At 47.2% G+C, this 17,688-nt stretch carries 10 protein-coding genes; 6 read left to right on the forward strand and 4 right to left on the reverse strand.

Annotation, left to right across the window (positions count from 1 at the left end; genetic code table 11):
- Window positions 1–119: 119 nt before the first annotated feature.
- From RBH91_RS06245 to RBH91_RS06260, 4 genes are all read right to left on the reverse strand, one after another.
- Window positions 120–1,361 (reverse strand): cell wall-binding repeat-containing protein, encoded by a 1,242-nt coding sequence (locus RBH91_RS06245; RefSeq protein WP_307893841.1) that lies wholly within the window; start codon window positions 1,359–1,361, stop codon window positions 120–122.
- A 97-nt stretch (window positions 1,362–1,458) separates the two neighbouring features.
- Entirely contained in the window at window positions 1,459–2,820 is a 1,362-nt protein-coding gene (locus RBH91_RS06250; protein ID WP_307893842.1) for a sensor histidine kinase, read from the reverse strand.
- Entirely contained in the window at window positions 2,817–3,497 is a 681-nt protein-coding gene (locus tag RBH91_RS06255; protein ID WP_307894684.1) for a response regulator transcription factor, read from the reverse strand. The genes RBH91_RS06250 and RBH91_RS06255 overlap by 4 nt, the downstream gene beginning before the upstream one ends.
- Window positions 3,498–3,609: 112 nt before the next feature.
- Window positions 3,610–4,050: a ferritin-like domain-containing protein gene (locus tag RBH91_RS06260; RefSeq protein WP_076760364.1), complete on the reverse strand. Its 441-nt coding sequence runs from the start codon at window positions 4,048–4,050 to the stop codon at window positions 3,610–3,612.
- Window positions 4,051–4,240: 190 nt separating this feature from the next.
- On the opposite strand from RBH91_RS06260, the gene modA reads away from it, so the two are divergent.
- The 6 genes from modA (at window position 4,241) to sbcC (ending at window position 17,616) form a co-directional block, all read left to right on the forward strand.
- The gene (modA, locus tag RBH91_RS06265) at window positions 4,241–5,032 is read left to right on the forward strand and encodes a molybdate ABC transporter substrate-binding protein (protein ID WP_307893843.1); all 792 of its coding nucleotides are present in this window, start codon (window positions 4,241–4,243) and stop codon (window positions 5,030–5,032) included.
- 8 nt (window positions 5,033–5,040) lie between these two features.
- Window positions 5,041–5,697, forward strand: a complete 657-nt coding sequence (modB, locus tag RBH91_RS06270) for a molybdate ABC transporter permease subunit (protein WP_307894685.1) — start codon at window positions 5,041–5,043, stop codon at window positions 5,695–5,697.
- Between the two features lie 99 nt (window positions 5,698–5,796).
- Window positions 5,797–9,297, forward strand: a complete 3,501-nt coding sequence (gene addB, locus RBH91_RS06275) for a helicase-exonuclease AddAB subunit AddB (protein ID WP_307893844.1) — start codon at window positions 5,797–5,799, stop codon at window positions 9,295–9,297.
- Window positions 9,284–12,976: a helicase-exonuclease AddAB subunit AddA gene (gene addA, locus RBH91_RS06280; RefSeq protein WP_307893845.1), complete on the forward strand. Its 3,693-nt coding sequence runs from the start codon at window positions 9,284–9,286 to the stop codon at window positions 12,974–12,976. Before addB ends, addA begins: the two co-directional genes overlap by 14 nt.
- Before the next feature lie 69 nt (window positions 12,977–13,045).
- Window positions 13,046–14,227, forward strand: coding sequence for an exonuclease subunit SbcD (gene sbcD / locus RBH91_RS06285; protein ID WP_307893846.1), 1,182 nt, complete (start codon window positions 13,046–13,048; stop codon window positions 14,225–14,227).
- Window positions 14,224–17,616 carry an exonuclease subunit SbcC gene (gene sbcC / locus RBH91_RS06290; RefSeq protein WP_307893847.1) on the forward strand — a complete coding sequence of 1,131 codons (3,393 nt, stop codon included), beginning with the start codon at window positions 14,224–14,226 and terminating at the stop codon, window positions 17,614–17,616. The genes sbcD and sbcC overlap by 4 nt, the downstream gene beginning before the upstream one ends.
- Window positions 17,617–17,688: the final 72 nt, after the last annotated feature.

A 17,688-nucleotide genomic window follows, 5' to 3' on the forward strand; every position in this document is an offset into this window, starting at 1 on the left:
GCGAATTATCCGATTCCTTAACCGCATGTCTCTTCATTAGTGTGCCGCCGATGCGCAGCCAGAGGAGTATGATGACAATAAAATGAAGGCTCTTTTTCAGCGAGCCTTCACTAGAGATGCTAATGTCCGGTATGTCCTTCTTCAGAAGATTTAATCTCCAGAATGTCATCAAGAATGCTTTGTGTCTGAAATGAAATATCGTCTTCTGTTCCGAGAATAAAGCCATGATTGTAAGGTCCGTCTTGCGGGTGATTCTTAAAGGATGGTTCAATACCTGCTAAAAAGGAGTACATGTTTTGGTCTGCCTGTCCATTTTTCAGCAAAAGCAGCGGAGCATGCTTTCCTAAATGGGAAAAAGGCGCTCCGGCAAGAGCCAGCTCAGGCGCTGCCGTTGATGCAAAGGACAAGCCGTGTCCGGGATCTGTGATTCCCCAGCCAAAATCGGTGCTTTCATCTTTGAATTTTGCAAATGCAATCGAGTTTGTCACAGGATTGTTTCCGGAAATTCTTTTGACGGTTCCGTATTCTTTTAAAGCTTTTTCCGTTTTAACTGAAACCGCTGATTCAGGACCGAGAATATAAATGTTCGCTTTGCCGTTTCTTTTCTTCAATGCTTCAGCCGTTTCTTCAGGAATGCCTTCTTTATCAACGTATAATACCGGCTCAGGCATATGGGCGATCCAATTGACGGCGGGCAGAGTGTAAAGCTCTGCATCCTCTTCAGAGGAGCCGATGATGACGCTTTTCGGATACTCATCTGCCGCGCTTGCGTATTCCTTGTCGATTTCCTTTGCCAGATCAGCCGGATTTTTTCCCTTCAGCTGTTTTACTTTATAGGGTTCCAGAGCCTGAAGGGCTTTTTCATTGATATTTCCGATGGCCAGAATTTGCGTACCGTCCGACGTACCCAATGGACTTAACCGCTTGATCTCTTTCTGCGTCTCTTCAGAAATGTTCTCTGAATCTGTGAATAAAACCGGTCCGTTATTCGGATGGTGAATCAGATCTGCCGCGGCAAGGGCTGTTTGCCATGATTGGCCGGAGACCAAGATGACAGCCCCTGGTCTGTTTTGTTTATGGGTGGCGGGCCATATCGTTTGTGAAGTTTTGATGCTCATCTCTTCAAGTGTATCGGCATCCAGCCTTGTTGTGTTTTTCGTATTTTGGACAACTAATCCTTCTGCTGCCTGGTTGTTCAAATCAGTCGGAAGAGATGCGGATTCTTTCTTTTCTGTTCCGGAATGATCTTTCATTTGATGGTCATCATGTTCAGCCCCTTGTCCAGAGCCTGAAGTTTGACATGCTGCCAATACGCTAGCAAAAATAATCATGACAAAAAGAAAGCCGGATGTCTTTTTCATCGTGTTTTCCCCCTTCTTGGTTAACTTTATTGCATAGTATACCCGGGAAATGTGCAAAACCGATGCAGACATCAGAAATATCGTTATTTTTCAACTCTTAAGCCGGCAGGGTAATGATAAATTTGCTTCCTTTCGGGTGCCTGTTTTTCACCATGATCTCTCCGCCGTGATGTTCGACAATTTCTTTTACGATGGCAAGCCCCATTCCCGTGCCGCCGGTTTGTCTCGACCTTGATTTATCAATCCGGTAAAAACGCTCAAAAATATAGTCCTGCTCATCTTCCGGAATCCCGCAGCCTTCGTCGGCAACCGTGATTATGATTCGGTCTTTAGAGGCGGAAGCCGTGATCGTCACTTCTGTATCAGGTTCAGAATAGTGGCGGGCATTATTCAGCAGATTTGTGATCACTTGGGAAAAACGTTTTTCATCGATTGAGACAGTCAGGTTCAATGGGATGTGATAGGAAAGGCCGATTCGCTTTTCCGAAAAGGCGATTTGTGATTTTCGGACTTCCTTTTCCACCAAAGTATGAAGGTGCACCGGTTTCTTTTCGATGTGAAAGCCGGGCTGTTTCAATTTAGTCAGCAAAAATAAGTCATCGACAAGGAGGGTGAGGTTGTCCGTTTCTTCTTTGATAATGGACAAATATTGATGCCTGGCATTTGCATCAAGCTGATCTCTCATCGCAATGTCAGAATAGCCTTTAATATATGTGATCGGTGTCCGCAGTTCATGCGCAACGCTCGAGAGAAAGTCATTTCGTTCTTTTTGCAGCCGGTTCAGGTTTGAAGAAAGGTTTTCGATCGACTTGGCAAGCTCTCCGAGTTCGTCATTCCTTTTTATATTCAGTGAAATATTGTCTTGGCCGTTTGTCATTTTCTCGGCTGATTCTTTTATCATGATAATCGGCCTCGCCAAAAAGCGGCTCAATAAGTAGATGGCGGCAACCGTTAAAAAGCCGGTTAAACCGAAGCTTGCGAAAAAGCGATTGGTAATGTTCTGCACCAATCCTTTTATAGAAGACGTCTCCAAATACATAAAAACATAGCCGACTGTATCACGGCCTTTCATGATCGGGCTGATCGTACAGATGTACTTTGATGTCTTCCAATGGGACTGTAAAGCAGTGCCTGACCTAGGAATGCTTCGTTCTTCAAAATGCAGGTGCTCCGTCATATCCCCGGCGGCAGACTGCGCCAGCACATTTCTTTTATCATCGGTGATGATCACGTTTGTATCGGCTTCGGTTTCCATCAGAGCCACGTGTTCAATCGTTTTTTTGTCAAAATGTTTTTCCAAGACGGCTCTATGGCTGTTGCCTCTTCCTTGAAGCGCATGGATCTCCTCAGTGATTCTTGTGTTGACAATTGATGTATAGAGCGCAGCAAAAAGGATGGCTTCGATGAAGAAGGTTAAAATGAAAAATGAGCCAGCAAGTTTAAATGAAATGTTTTTCATTGTGTCTTGGTTCCTTTGCTCGTCCATTTATATCCGATGCCGTAGACGGTATGAAGATATTCTCGGACCGGGAATCCCGCTTTTTTCAAACGGTTCCGCAAATTTCTCATATGTGAATCAACAGTGCGGGGCTCAATGTCGGAGTTGAATCCCCAAACGCTCTCGATCAATTGATCTCTCGCCAGCACCTGGTCCTGATGGTTTAAGAGGATGCCGAGCAGTTGAAACTCGCACGGTGTGATGTCGGCTTCCCGGTTGTTGACATGAAGGGTATGGTTTTGCTTATTCCAGACTAAACCCTTGAAGCGGATTTCGGACTGCCTGCTGGCCCTCCGCAAGACAGCTTCTATTCTAGCAAGCAGCACTTTTTCGCTGAACGGTTTTGTTAAATAATCGTCTGCTCCCTTCGTCAGTCCGCGCACAATGTCTTCCTGTCCGTTTTTTGCCGTGAGCATCATAATCGGAACGTTTGTGAGCTTCCGGATTTCTTCGCAAATCGTCCAGCCATCCATTTCAGGCATCATAATATCGAGAATCACCAAATCAAAGATCTGTTTTTCAATCAGCTCGAGCGCTTCTTTCCCGGAAACGGCTTTCGTGCACGAATATTTTTCTAAATAAAGTTCAAGCAGATCCAGCATCCGGATTTCGTCATCGACAAGCAGCACGTTCAATATCAAGCACCTCTTTAATACCAGTAGTGAAAATAATAGATTGTTATTTTAAAAATATACCCTATAAGGGTATATGGATCAAGTTTGCTTGCGGCCGGAATGAAGAGGCAGCCTTCTACCGTTTTGTTAAAAAGTATAAAAACCAGACTGCATGATTTTGCTCATCAGCGGCCGCTCTTTTGAAAGCCTTTTTGATCGATTGGTTTTTGGCATCGTCAGCGATGTCCAAATAGAAGTCGACCGTTTCCTGCTCGTCTTTAAGGGCGAACTCCAAACCTGCCCTATATTGGTCAGGACATGGCTCCGTTATTTTGATATCTGGCTTTTTGCCGGAAAGGGACATATAAAATCTTAAGAAGGTATTAAAGTGACGGATTTCATCTTGTCTGATCTCAAGTATTTGTTTTTTAACGGCCGAATCTTGCGCCATTTGCGCCAGTTTTTGATAGCAAACGACTGCACTGTGTTCGCCGTTTACCGCTCTTTCGATATCCTTGATCAGTTTGTTGTTTTGCCTGACGGGGAAGGCGGGATTATATGGCTGGACATACCACATCTTTTTTCACCTCTGTATTTTCATATATTGATCGCCATGTCATTATATGTAAGGTGGTGTTCGTGCGTGCCTAGCTGAGAATGTGTCAATTATGTGAGTCGTACTGAATCTATTTTAAAAAAATGAAGTTTGACGTAAAATGGTTTTTAGTGCTGAAAAGTGTCATATCTATCAAACTGGAGTGAGTCAGATGAAAAAGATGATGGTAACGGGAATGGCATTATTAATGGCGGCGGTTTTGCTTTTCGGCTGCCAGGCTGAAAAAGGCGCATCAGGCGAAGGAAAACCGGAAAATGTTCAGCTTACGGTTTCCGCGGCTGCCAGCCTCAAAGACGTTTTGACAGAGCTTGCGTCTGAATATGAGAAAGATCACCCGAATGTGACGGTTAAGTTTAACTTTGGGTCATCAGGCGCCTTGCAGCAGCAGATTGAAAAAGGAGCTCCGGCAGATTTATTTTTTTCCGCTGCCGAGGACAAGTTTAATAAAGTGGTAGATAAAGGATTAATCGAAAAAAGCGACTCCGTTAAGCTGTTGGAAAACAGTCTGGTGCTGATCGTTCCAAAAGGTAAAAATCAACAGATTGACAGCTTTCAAGATTTGACGAAAGATATTGAAAAACTTGCGGTCGGCAAACCTGAATCTGTTCCAGCCGGAAAATATGCAAAAGAAACATTGACGAGCCTTCATTTATGGTCTAAGGTTCAATCTAAACTCGTTTACGGAAAGGATGTAAGGCAGGTGCTTTCCTATGTGGAAACGGGCAATGTTGATGCAGGGATCGTTTATCGTACGGATGCCCTTTCTTCAGATCAGGTTGAGATCGCGGAAACTGCCGAAAACGATCTGCACACACCGATCATCTATCCTCTCGGCATTGTAAAAAATACAAAGCATAGAGAGCAGTCTGAGGAATTTTATCAATTCCTGCAGAGCGACCGGGCCATAAAAGCGATGGAAAAGTACGGGTTTAAGAAAGGCTGATCATGCTTATGCTTGAGGAATTTCTTTCTCCTATCAAAATTTCCGTCCAAGTTTCACTCGCGGCGGGCATCATTGCCGTTTTAGCCGGAACGGCTGCGGCGAGATTGCTGAGGAACAAAACCTTTAAAGGAAAATCTGTCATTGAGACGGTCATGATGCTTCCGCTCGTCCTTCCGCCGACTGTTGTCGGCTTCTTTTTAATTGTGATCTTCGGAAAACAGAGCATTATCGGCGAATTGATAGAAAATATATTTCAAGCCCCGATTATTTTTACTTGGTGGGCAGCGGTTGTTGCGGCGGCGGTTGTTGCGTTTCCGTTAATGTATCAGTCTGCGAAATCCGGTTTTCTGGGAGTTGACCAGGAAATAGAAGATGCCGCACGGGTTGACGGAGCAAATGAATGGCAGGTATTCTTATTTGTCACCATCCCCCTCGCGTCAAATGCGATAATTACCGGCAGTGTCCTCAGTTTTGCCAGGGCGCTGGGGGAATTCGGGGCAACGCTTATGTTCGCCGGCATTATACCCGGTGTGACGCAAACGGTCCCTACGGCAATCTATTTGGCGATTGACTCGGGCGACATGACGCTGGCATGGCTTTGGGTCGCCTCAATTGCGTTGATCTCGTTTTTTATGTTGTTTTTTGTACAGTTTAAACAAAAATAGCCGTATGAAAAGTACGGCTATTTCCCAGTTTTGGAGAATGGTTATTTGACGAATGTTTCGATAGAATAAAGATAAGTAAACAGAAAGGAGACGGGCTTAGTGGGAGCAGTATTTTTAACAGGCAGGTCCGGGAGTGGAAAAACGACCTTTATTTTAAATGAAATCAGAGAAAAGCTTCGCCGTGAACCGCTCGGGAAACCGATCATTTTTCTAGTCCCGGATCAAATGACGTTTTTAATGGAATACGAGCTTAGCAAAACACCTGATTTGGGCGGCACGATCCGCGCACAGGTTTACAGTTTTTCAAGGCTTGCCTGGCGAATCCTTCAGCACACCGGGGGCATGAACCGGCCATTTTTGACGGGCACGGGCATACAAATGCTGCTTCGCAAACTGATCGAAGAGCATAAGGGTGAGTTTAGGGTCTATCAAAATGCAAGCGATAAAAGCGGATTTACGGAGCAGGTGGAGCGAATGCTGACCGAATTCAAACGGCATTGCCTGACACCCGAAAGCATCCGCGGCATCATGGAGGGAAGCGGATCTTCAGAATATGAGGGTGAACGGATTCTGGCTGATAAGCTTCATGATTTATATATGTTGTACAGCAAAATGGAAGAAAATCTCGAGCGCCAATATGTTCAGTCGGAAGATTACTTGACGCTCTTGGCTGAGCAGATTCCGGATGCGGAAGAGATCAGGAACGCTTCTGTTTATGTGGACGGCTTTCATCAATTTACACCGCAGGAGATGAATGTGCTCGAACAGCTGATGAAACATGCCCGGGAGATGACGTTTTCTTTGACGGCGGACAAGCCGTTTACAGTAAACACCCCGCATGAACTTCATCTTTTCAGGATGACGGGGAAGGCTTATTATGACCTGTACCAAAAAGCACAAGAGCTCGGCCTTGACCTGTCAGAGGTGCGTCTTGAAGAGGGGAAGCGGCACAGCCATGCTCCTGAGCTTCAGCACTTGGAACGGTATTTTGATGAAAGACCAGCGAAGGCGTATAGCGGAAAAATGGAGGCGCTTTGCATCATGCAGGCGGCGGGCAGAAGAACCGAGATTGAAGGAATCGCGCGCGAAATTCATTCCCTTATACGCAAAGACGGCTTCAGACTGAGAGATATCGCCGTGATTGCCCGCAATGTCGAAGATTATAAGGATACGATAAAAGAAGTATTTAAAGATTATGAGATTCCTTTTTTCATAGACGGCAAGGAATCAATGCAGAATCATCCGCTCATCGAATTGATCCGTTCAACGCTTGACATCATCAAGGGCAATTGGAGATATGAAGCGGTGTTCCGCTGTGTCAAAACAGAGCTTTTATTCCCGCAGGATGAGCCGAGGGAACGGCTGCGGGAGCAGGTTGACCAGCTCGAAAATTACTGTATTGCCTATGGTATTAAAGGGGAGAGGTGGACGAGCAAAGATCCGTTTGCTTATAGAAGGTATGCTTCATTGGACGAGGACTTTGCCAAGACAGACCGGGAAATTGAGACAGAGCATATGCTCAATGAATTAAAGGGCTGGATTGTACCTCCCATCCACAGGCTGCAAAAGCGCATAAAAAAAGCAGAATCGGTCAGGGAGATGGCTGAAGCTGTTTATCTTTATCTTGAAGAAGCCGATGTTCCGATGAAGCTTGAGCAGGAAAGACGGATCGCAGAAGAAGACGGCAGGATCGCAGAATCGCGGCAGCATAACCAGGTGTGGGACGCCGTGATACAGTTATTGGACGAGTTCGTGGAAATGATGGGAGACGAACACATCTCCTTTTCCCTGTTCCAGCAAATGATCGAAACCGGTTTGGAGTCCTTGAAGTTCGCCTTGATTCCGCCTGCACTTGATCAGGTATTGATCGGCAATATGGATCTTTCAAGAATGTATGGAACGAGATGCACCTTTCTTATCGGGGCAAACGACGGCATACTGCCGGCAAGACCTGCTGATGACGGGGTTCTGTCAGATGATGACAGAGAGTGGCTCAAAAGAAATGGAGCGGAGCTGGCGGCTACGGGAAGAGAGCAGCTGCTGGATGAAAATTTTCTGATCTATATGACGCTCTCAAGTCCATCTGAAAAGCTTTACGTCTCATATCCCATCGCAGATGCCGAAGGGAAAACACTGCTTCCATCAACTGTTGTGAAGCGGCTGAGCGAGCTGTTTCCAAATCATGCCGAAAAGGTGCTGATCAATGAACCGGAACAGCTGAGCGATGAAGAACAGCTTGAATTTCTCATCAATAAAAGCGCTGCTTTAAGCTATTTGGCAGGACAGCTGGGAATATGGACGAGACAGTATCCGATCAGTGATGTATGGTGGAGTACTTACAACTTTTTGATGGATGAGCCCGATCGCTTCTTCTCTCAGAATATCCTGTCGAGCTTGTTTTTTCGAAATAAAGTTCACAAGCTCAGCCCGCAGGTGAGCCGCGATCTGTATGGAGAGAACATTCAGGGGAGCGTCTCAAGGATGGAAACGTACAAAGCCTGTCCGTTTTCACACTTTGCTTCGCACGGTTTAAGGCTGAAGGAACGCCAGTTTTTCAAGCTTGAAGCGCCTGATATCGGCCAGCTGTTTCACTCTGCGCTCAAGCTGATCTCAGACCGGCTCCACGAGCTGAAACTGGATTGGCGCGATCTGACGAAGGAACAATGTGATACATTGTCCAGCGATGCCGTGGAACGGCTTGCGCCAAAACTGCAAAAAGAGATTTTGCTCAGTTCAAACCGGCACCACTATGTGAAGCAGAAGCTGCAAAAAATCATTGCTAGGGTTTCCGGTATTTTAAGCGAGCACGCAAAAGCGAGCGGTTTCGCTCCCGTGGGCCTAGAGCTAGGATTCGGCGGCAATGGTCCGCTTCCTCCGATGCGGTTTACCCTTAAAAACGGATGCACGATGGAGCTTGTCGGCCGGATTGACAGAGTGGACAAAGCGGAAAGCTCAAAAGGTCTGCTGCTGCGGATCGTCGATTATAAATCAAGTGATAAAGGTCTCGATTTAGCCGAGGTGTATTACGGCCTCGCCCTGCAAATGCTGACATATCTTGATTTATCTATCACTCATTCAGCAGATTGGCTCGGCATGAAGGCCTCGCCTGCAGGAGTTCTCTATTTTCATGTGCATGATCCGATGATTCAGGTTCCTGTTCCGCTTGGACTTGATGAAATTGAAAAAGAAATTTTCAAGAAATTTAAGATGAAGGGTCTTCTTTTAGGTGATCAAGAAGCGATCCGGCTTATGGATACGACGCTTGAACAGGGCAGGTCAGACATCATCAGCGCCGGCTTGAAAAAAGACGGCTCGCTTCGTTCAGATTCTGCAGTCGTCTCAGAGGAGGATTTTCATTTCTTAAGGCGCCACATCCGCCGAACGTTTCAAGAAGCCGGCGAAGAGATTACAGACGGAAAGGTCTCGATCGAGCCGTATAAGCTAAAAGACAAAACACCGTGCACATATTGCTCTTTTCAATCATTCTGCCAGTTTGACGAATCGCTTGAAGAGAATGAATACCGTAAATTGAAACCTGAAAAAGACAATGTGATATTGGAGCGGCTGAAAAAGGAGGATGAGACAAATGGAAATGTCTAAGCCGAAGGGCAGCACATGGACTGATGATCAATGGAAGGCGATTGTCTCATCCGGCCGGGATATATTAGTTGCCGCAGCGGCCGGTTCCGGAAAAACGGCCGTTCTAGTTGAACGGATCATCCGTAAAATTACCGAAAAGGAAAACCCGATTGATGTTGACAGGCTTCTTGTCGTCACCTTTACGAATGCATCCGCGGCTGAAATGAAGCACCGGATCGGCGAAGCGCTTGAAAAAGAGCTTGCCGAAAATCCCGGCTCCCTTCATTTGCGCAGACAGCTCGCCTTACTAAACAGAGCCAGCATATCGACTCTGCACTCATTCTGTCTCCAGGTCGTTCGCAAATACTATTATCTGATCGACATTGATCCGGCTTTTCGGATCGCCGATCAGACAGAAGGCGAACTGCTTGGCGATGAGGTGCTTGATGACCTGTTTGAAGAAGAATATAAAAAGCAAGATCCGGCCTTTTTCGAACTTGTGGACAGATATACGACAGACCGCCATGATCTTGATCTGCAATATCTTGTGAAGCGTGTCTACGAGTTTTCAAGATCGCATCCTGATCCGGAAGGCTGGCTTGAAAAATTTGTTGACCTGTATGACGCCGCTCAAGATGAGAAAGTGGAGTCGCTGCCGTTTTATTCTTATATCAAGGAAGATATTGCCCTCATCCTCGAAGGGGTGCGGGAAAAACTTGCGCGTGCGCTTGAGCTGGCAAAACAGCCTGGAGGACCTGCACCGCGCGCCGAAAATTTCGTTGATGATTTAAAACAGATTGACAGGCTGATTCAGCATCAGGATGATTTTTCGGCACTTTATGAGCTTGTTCCCGCTGTTTCATTTCAAAGGGCAAAGACCTGCAAGGGAGACGAGTTTGAACCTGCCTTAATCGAAGAGTCGACAGAGCTTCGCAACAGTGCGAAAAAGCAATTGGAAAAGCTGAAAAGCGATTATTTTACCCGGACCCCAGATCAGCATTTGGCGAGCCTGAAGGAAATGAAGCCTGTTATCCATACCCTTGTTCAGCTTGTATTGGAGTATGGAAAGCGTTTCACAGCGGCCAAAAAGGAAAAGGCCATCGTTGATTTTTCTGATCTTGAACATGATTGCCTGGCCATTTTGACGAAGAAAAACGATGCCGGTGAAACCGGGCCGAGTGAAGCGGCAAAATATTACCGGCTCCAGTTCCATGAAGTGCTTGTCGATGAGTATCAGGATACGAACCTTGTGCAAGAAGCGATTTTAAAGCTTGTCGCCAAAGATGAGCCCGAGGGGAACCTGTTTATGGTGGGCGATGTCAAACAATCGATTTATCGGTTTCGGCTGGCTGAACCGCTTTTGTTTCTCTCAAAATACAAACGATTTACAGAGGATGGCTCAGGCGCCGGCCAGAAAATCGATTTAAATAAAAATTTCAGAAGCCGTTCAGATATATTAGACAGCACGAATTTCTTGTTTAAGCAGCTGATGGGGGAAAAGGTCGGAGAAGTTGACTATGATGAACAAGCCGAATTAAAGCTCGGCGCATCATATCCTCCGAATGAAACGACGAAAACGGAGCTTTTGATCATTGAAAATCAAGGAGACGCAGCCGATGAAGAGGCCGAAGAGCTTGAAACGGTCCAGCTTGAAGCGAGAGCCATGGCGATGCAGATCCGCAAGCTGATATCCGAAAAGTTTCAAGTATATGACGGCAAAACGAAGACGACCCGCAATATCCAGTACCGCGACATCGTGATTCTGCTGCGTTCGATGCCATGGGCGCCCCAGATTATGGATGAGTTCAAACAGCAGGGGATTCCCGTCTATGCGAATCTGTCTACAGGCTATTTTGAAGCGACAGAAGTGTCCGTCACACTGTCGGTGTTAAAAGTCATTGACAATGCATACCAGGATATTCCGCTTGCATCTGTTCTCAGGTCGCCTGTGGTCGGCCTTGATGAAAATGAGCTTTCCGTGATCAGGATTCAGGACAAGAAAGCGCCGTTCTATGAAGCGATGAAAGCATATCTTGCTTCAGGTGACCGCGATGGCAGCCTTTATGAAAAGCTCCGCCGCTTTGAAGGGCTTCTCAGAAAGTGGAGAGCGTATGCCAAAAACCATTCTGTGGCAGAGCTGATCTGGGAAATTTACCGTGATACGAAATACTTGGATTACGTCGGCGGAATGCCGGGCGGAAAACAGCGCCAGGCTAATTTGCGCGCGCTTTACGACCGGGCCCGATCCTATGAAGCGACTTCTTTTCGCGGCCTGTTCCGCTTTTTAAGATTTATTGAGCGGATGCAGGAACGCGGCGATGATCTCGGAACGGCGAGAGCTCTGAGCGAACAGGAAGATGTCGTGCGGCTGATGACGATCCACTCAAGCAAGGGCCTTGAATTTCCCGTCGTTTTCACAGCAGGCCTCGGCCGGAATTTTAATATGATGGATTTGAACAAGTCATATCTGCTTGATAAAGAACTCGGCTTCGGAACAAAATTCATCCATCCGAAATGGCGCATCAGCTATCCGATGCTGCCGCTCGTCGCAATGAAGAAAAAAATGCGCCGCGAGCTTTTGTCAGAGGAGCTGCGCGTCTTATATGTCGCTCTTACGCGGGCGAAGGAAAAGCTTTATTTGATCGGCTCGGCAAAGGATAAGGAAAAGCTCTTGTCGAAATGGCGGACAACCGCAGCCCAGCCTGAGTGGCTGCTGCCGGACTTTGATCGCTTTCAGGCCAAATCGTATTTGGATTTTATCGGACCTGCATTGATGCGGCACAGGGATATGGCTGATGCAGGTGTGGATTCTCCGGATGACGAAATCCGGCAGCATCCATCACGTTTTCTCATCAGCTGGCTCTCGGGCGGAGAGCTCCAAGCTGAAGACGCCAAACAAGCGGGGGAAGAAAAACACGAACGGCTGACTCAGATTAAAAAGGGGCTGCCGATCGATGCCGCGTTCGACTACCAGGAGGAGGTCGAGGAGCGGCTGAGCTGGTCATATCCTTATCAGGATGCGGCGAAAGTCCGGACGAAACAGTCCGTCTCCGAAATCAAGAGACAAAAGGAATATGAGGATGAATACGGCGACCGTTCATTGATTCGTCCGGCAAATGAGGCACTGCTGTTCAGACGGCCGTCCTTTATGATGACGAAGGGACTGACAGCCGCCGAACGGGGAACGGCGATGCATACCGTTATGCAGCACATCCCGCTCACCCGGGCTCCGGAAAAAGACGAGCTCAGCCGCCTTCTTGACAGGCTTGTCGACAAAGAGCTTTTAACGGAAGAACAGCGGGCAGCAATTGAAGAAGATGATATTCTCGCATTCTTCGAAACAGATATAGGTGAAAAACTTCTCGGCGCTCACCGGGTAGAGCGCGAAGTCCCCTTTAATATGACACTGCCGGCGGCAGAGGTTTATCCCAACCTGCAGACGGCGGATGAACCTGTATTGATTCAGGGGATTATCGACTGTTTATTTGAGACAGAGGACGGCTTTTATCTGCTTGATTACAAAACAGACCGAATCCAAGGAAAATACCGGAACGGCTTTGAGGGCGCCGAGCCGGTTTTAAGAAAACGCTATGAAACACAGATTCATCTTTATGCGCGCGCCGTTGAAACGATGCTCAAGATGCCGCTGAAAGGGCGTGCCCTGTACTTTTTTGACGGCGGACATGTGCTTAAGTTTTAGCAAAAACGCCTGCTTCCCCCTAAAACATACGTTGGGGGAAGTTTTGGCAAAAAGAGAGGTGGTTAGATTTTGAGAATTTTACATACAGCGGACTGGCATTTGGGAAAGACCCTTGAAGGGAGAAGCCGCCTGAAAGAACAGGAGGATTTTCTTGATGAACTCGCAAGGATTGTTAAAGACGAGAAAATCGATGCCGTCGTCATGGCTGGAGACGCTTTTGATACGGTCAATCCGCCTGCACTTGCCGAACAGTTATTTTATGAAAGTCTTTCGGCCTTGTCTGATAAAGGAAGGCGTCCCGTTGTCGTCATCGCAGGAAACCATGATAATCCGGACCGCCTTTCCGCTGCCTCTCCGCTGACGACAGACCATGGCATCCATCTGATTGGATATCCGAAGGCAGAGCCCGTTGATATAGAAGTCGCTTCAGCGGGAGAAATCCTCTCTGTCGCGGCGCTTGCCTACCCGTCTGAATCGAGGTTGAATGAAGTGCTGTCCGAGGCGTTTGATGAAAAATTGCTGCGCGACCAGTATGACGAGAAAATCAAACAGACCTTTCAGCATATGAGCCGGAAGTTCAGAAAGGATGCCGTTCAGATTGCGGCTAGCCATATTTATGTGGCGGGAGGCAGCCAGACTGATTCAGAGCGGCCCATCGAAGTCGGGGGCGCGTATACGGTGGCAGCGGAAAGCCTTCCTGAAAACGCCGCTTATGTAGCGCTTGGGCATCTTCATCGTCCGCAGACGATCAAACGGGCCCGCACACTTGCAAGATATTCCGGCTCCCCTTTAGCCTACAGCTTTTCAGAAGCCGGATATGCGAAGTCGGTTACCGTTGTTGAAGCTGCACCGGGTGAAGCGGCATCATGGGAAGAAGTCTTCCTATCGAGCGGAAAGCTGCTTGTGAAGTGGAAGGCGGAAGAAGGGATTTCTCAAGTGCATAGCTGGCTTGAAGAAGGCAGGGACAAGAATGCGTGGGTTGATCTTGAAATCCATCTGACGGATCAGCTTTCGATTGAAGAGATTCATCGTTTGAGAAAAGCGCATCAAGGAATCATCCACATTCGTCCGGTATTTCAAGACATTCCGTCTGTTAAAAGAACGGTTCAGTCGCAAAGCGTCCCGATCGAAGAACGATTTAAAACGTTCTATGAAAGACAGACCGGCGGAGCGATTCCTGATGATGAAACCGTAAAATTGTTTATGGAGCTTGCCTCCGGAATGGAACTTGAAGAGGGGGATGACACATGAAGCCGATTTCCCTGTCCATCAAAGGTCTGCACAGTTTCAGGGAAGAACAGGTGATTGATTTTGAGCGCCTGTGTGGTGCCGGGGTATTCGGCATCTTCGGACCGACCGGAAGCGGAAAATCATCGATACTGGACGCCATGACCCTGGCTTTATACGGAAAAGTGGAGAGGGCCTCCAACAATACGCACGGCATTTTGAACCATGCTGAAGCCGAGCTTTCCGTCTCCTTCACATTTAAGCTTCAAACCGGCCATGAAACAGCTTATAAAGTGGAGCGGGTGTTTAAGCGGACAGATGAGACAAAAGTCAAAACCTCCATCTGCCGCTTTATAGAAATGAAAGAACAACAAACAGTTTTAGCTGATAAAGCCAATGATGTGAACCGAAAAGTCGAGGAACTGCTAGGCTTGACGATCGATGATTTCACAAGAGCTGTCGTTTTGCCGCAAGGAAAATTCGCCGAGTTTCTTTCCTTAAAAGGGGCAGACCGCAGACAGATGCTTCAGCGCCTTTTCAACCTTGAGCAATACGGTGATCGGCTGGTGAAAAAGCTCAAAAAACAGGCTCAAAAAGCATATGCGAAAAAAAACGAAATGCTCGCCGAACAGGCGGGGCTGGGCGAGGCCGGAGCAGAAGCGCTAAAACGCGCGGAAAAGCATCTTGAAGAAGCCGAACAGTCATTGCAAATGAAACAGCGTGAACGTGATATGCAAATCCAGTACTTTGAAGAATGCCAGGAAATCTGGAATCTGCAAAAGGAAAAAGAGAGCTATTCAAAAGATGAGGCAGAGCTTTTCAAGAAAAAGGATATGATTGCAGAAAAAGAGACTCGTCTGCACCTTGCCGAAACAGCAGGCATGCTGAAGCCGTATGCCGATGGCTTTCTTGAAGCTCAGCAAGATGCCGCACGGGCAGAGCATGAAGAAAAACAGGCCCGAGGGGAATTGGAAAAATATGAAGTTTTGCATGAAAAAGCGCAGCAAGGTTATGAAAACTTCAGAAAACTGAAGAACGAAAAAGAACCTGAGCTTCTGAAGCAGGAGGAACAGCTCACCGCTTTGAAAGAGATTGAGAAAAAGCGGGCTGCCGTTCAAAAAGAAGCCGATGCAAAACAGGAAGAAAAAAGAGTAAAAGAAGAAGAGATCAAACATGCGACTGATGAATTGGCTAAGGTGAAAAATCTGCTGGAGAGGGGCGCAAGCAGACAGAATCAGCTGAAGGCAGAACTGAAATCCGTTCAGGTGTCGAGTGAAGAACGAAAAAACTGCCGGCATGCCGGCCAGCTTGCCTTTCAGATTCAGCAGCTTCAAAGCGAGGCTGCGGCGGAAGAGGAACGATTGGACAAACACCAAGCCGTGATCAGAGAGCTTCAGCAAGAACAGCAAAAGCTGGACCGTATGATGAAAAGCGAGGAAGAGAATATTCAATCTGCGTTTGCCGCAGTCGAACGCGCTTATGCGATGGTTTGTGAAACGGATAGATCCCTCGCTGAGACTGTTCATCAAGCAGTCCAAAAGAGGGATGGCATTCTGGCAAATCGTGAACAGGCAAAAATGGATCAACTGACGAGAGAGCTTTCAAAAAAGCTTAAAAAAGGAGAGCCTTGCCCGGTTTGCGGTTCTACACATCATGAAAAACCCGCTCACAGCAATGTGCAAAGCATCTTATTCGAAGAAACGGAGGCTGATTTAAAGGACGCTGAAACTGTCATAGCAGAAGCATCCGCGTTAGCTCAGGAATTACTTTCTGCCAAAGTGACTCTTGAACAGCAGTCAGATCATTTCATCAGCGAGTGTCCGTTTTTAAGCAAAAGCGAACCAGAAATGGCAGAAACCGCTGCATCATTAGAACAAGAATCGATTCCGGAACGATTCAGGCAAATCGGCTTCGAATGGAAGGGGGTCAGGCAGGACCTCAATGAAATAAAAAGCCGTATGTCCAAGCTGCTTCACGCCTACAAAGAAGCATCCAAAAAACGCGAACAGATTCGCGAACGGATCAGCTATGAACGAAAAGAGCAAGAACGGCTGGAACAGCGTGTCCGCGGGCTGAACGATTCGCTAAACGAGCAGCAAAAGAGCTTTGCCGAACAATTTGAGGGCCTGTCTCACGAACAGGCTGAAAAATGGCAGAAATCAATTGAAGAAAAGGATCTTGCCGCAGAAGAATATGAAAAAAGGATTGAAACAAGCATCCATTTTCTAGAGGAGCATGAACAGCAGAAAGACAAGCTGACTGAGCGTCTGTTTACGCTCGATAAAGAAAAACTGGATCTCCATTATATGATTGAAAGCCTGAAAAAAGAAATAAGCGATTATCAAAAAGAGCTTAAGGATTATCCTGATACAGCTGCCATAGAAGAACGGCTGCAAGATGTGAAATCACAATTGGCAAAGCTGAATGATGAGGAGAAGGCGCTGTATGAACAGCTGAAGGAAACGGAGTCGCGCATCAGCCAATTAAGAGCCCAGACAAAAGGCTGTGAGCTTGCTTTGCGGGAAGCATCGGCAAGGCTGGAAAAAGCGGCAGACGTCTGGAGGGAAAAAGCCGGAGATACAATGTTTGAGCAGGCCGCTGAAGTCAAAAAACTTCTGCTAGACGCCGAAGAGCTCGCCCGGCTGAAACATGACATTCAATCATATTGGGATCAAACAAAACAGTTTGAATCAAATCTAAAACGGATTGCGGAAAAGCTTGGCGGCAGATCGATTTCTGCGGAAGAATGGGAAAAAGCAGCCGTGTTAAAAGAACAGGCGGAAGAAGCGTTCAGTAGTGCCTTAGAGGAAAGGGGGGCAGCAGGAAAAGCGCTGGCTGTCATCCGTGAAAACCATAAACGATTTAAAGAGCTTGAAGCATCCTTGAAAGAATGGCAGACTTACATCGATCGTCTCGATAAACTTCAAGCAGTATTTAAAGGGAACAGTTTTGTTGAATATTTGGCGGAAGAACAGCTTGAGAGCGTGACGAGAGACGCGTCAGCAAGACTCGGAGGGCTGACAAGACAGAGATATGCGATTGAAGTCGATTCAGAAGGCGGATTCGTGATGAGGGATGATGCCAATGGCGGAGTCAAACGTCCTGTGACAAGCTTGTCAGGGGGAGAGACTTTCCTGACATCCCTGGCGCTCGCGCTTGCCCTTTCAGCACAGATCCAGCTTCGGGGGGAATACCCGCTTCAATTCTTCTTTTTGGATGAAGGCTTCGGTACGCTTGATCAGGATTTGCTGGATACGGTCGTCACGGCTTTGGAAAAACTCCAGTCGGACAATCTGTCGGTCGGCGTCATCAGCCATGTTCAAGAGCTTCGTGCAAGACTGCCGAAAAAGCTGATTGTACACCCGGCAGAGCCGAGCGGAAAAGGAACATCTGTATCGCTTGAGATGATTTGATTTTCACAAGGATGTGATTGCCGGCGGTGCACAGGCAGCCGTTCCTTTGTACGGAGCTGATGCGTTTCCAAG

This window comes from Bacillus swezeyi (assembly GCF_030908325.1).
Classification (GTDB): domain Bacteria; phylum Bacillota; class Bacilli; order Bacillales; family Bacillaceae; genus Bacillus; species Bacillus swezeyi.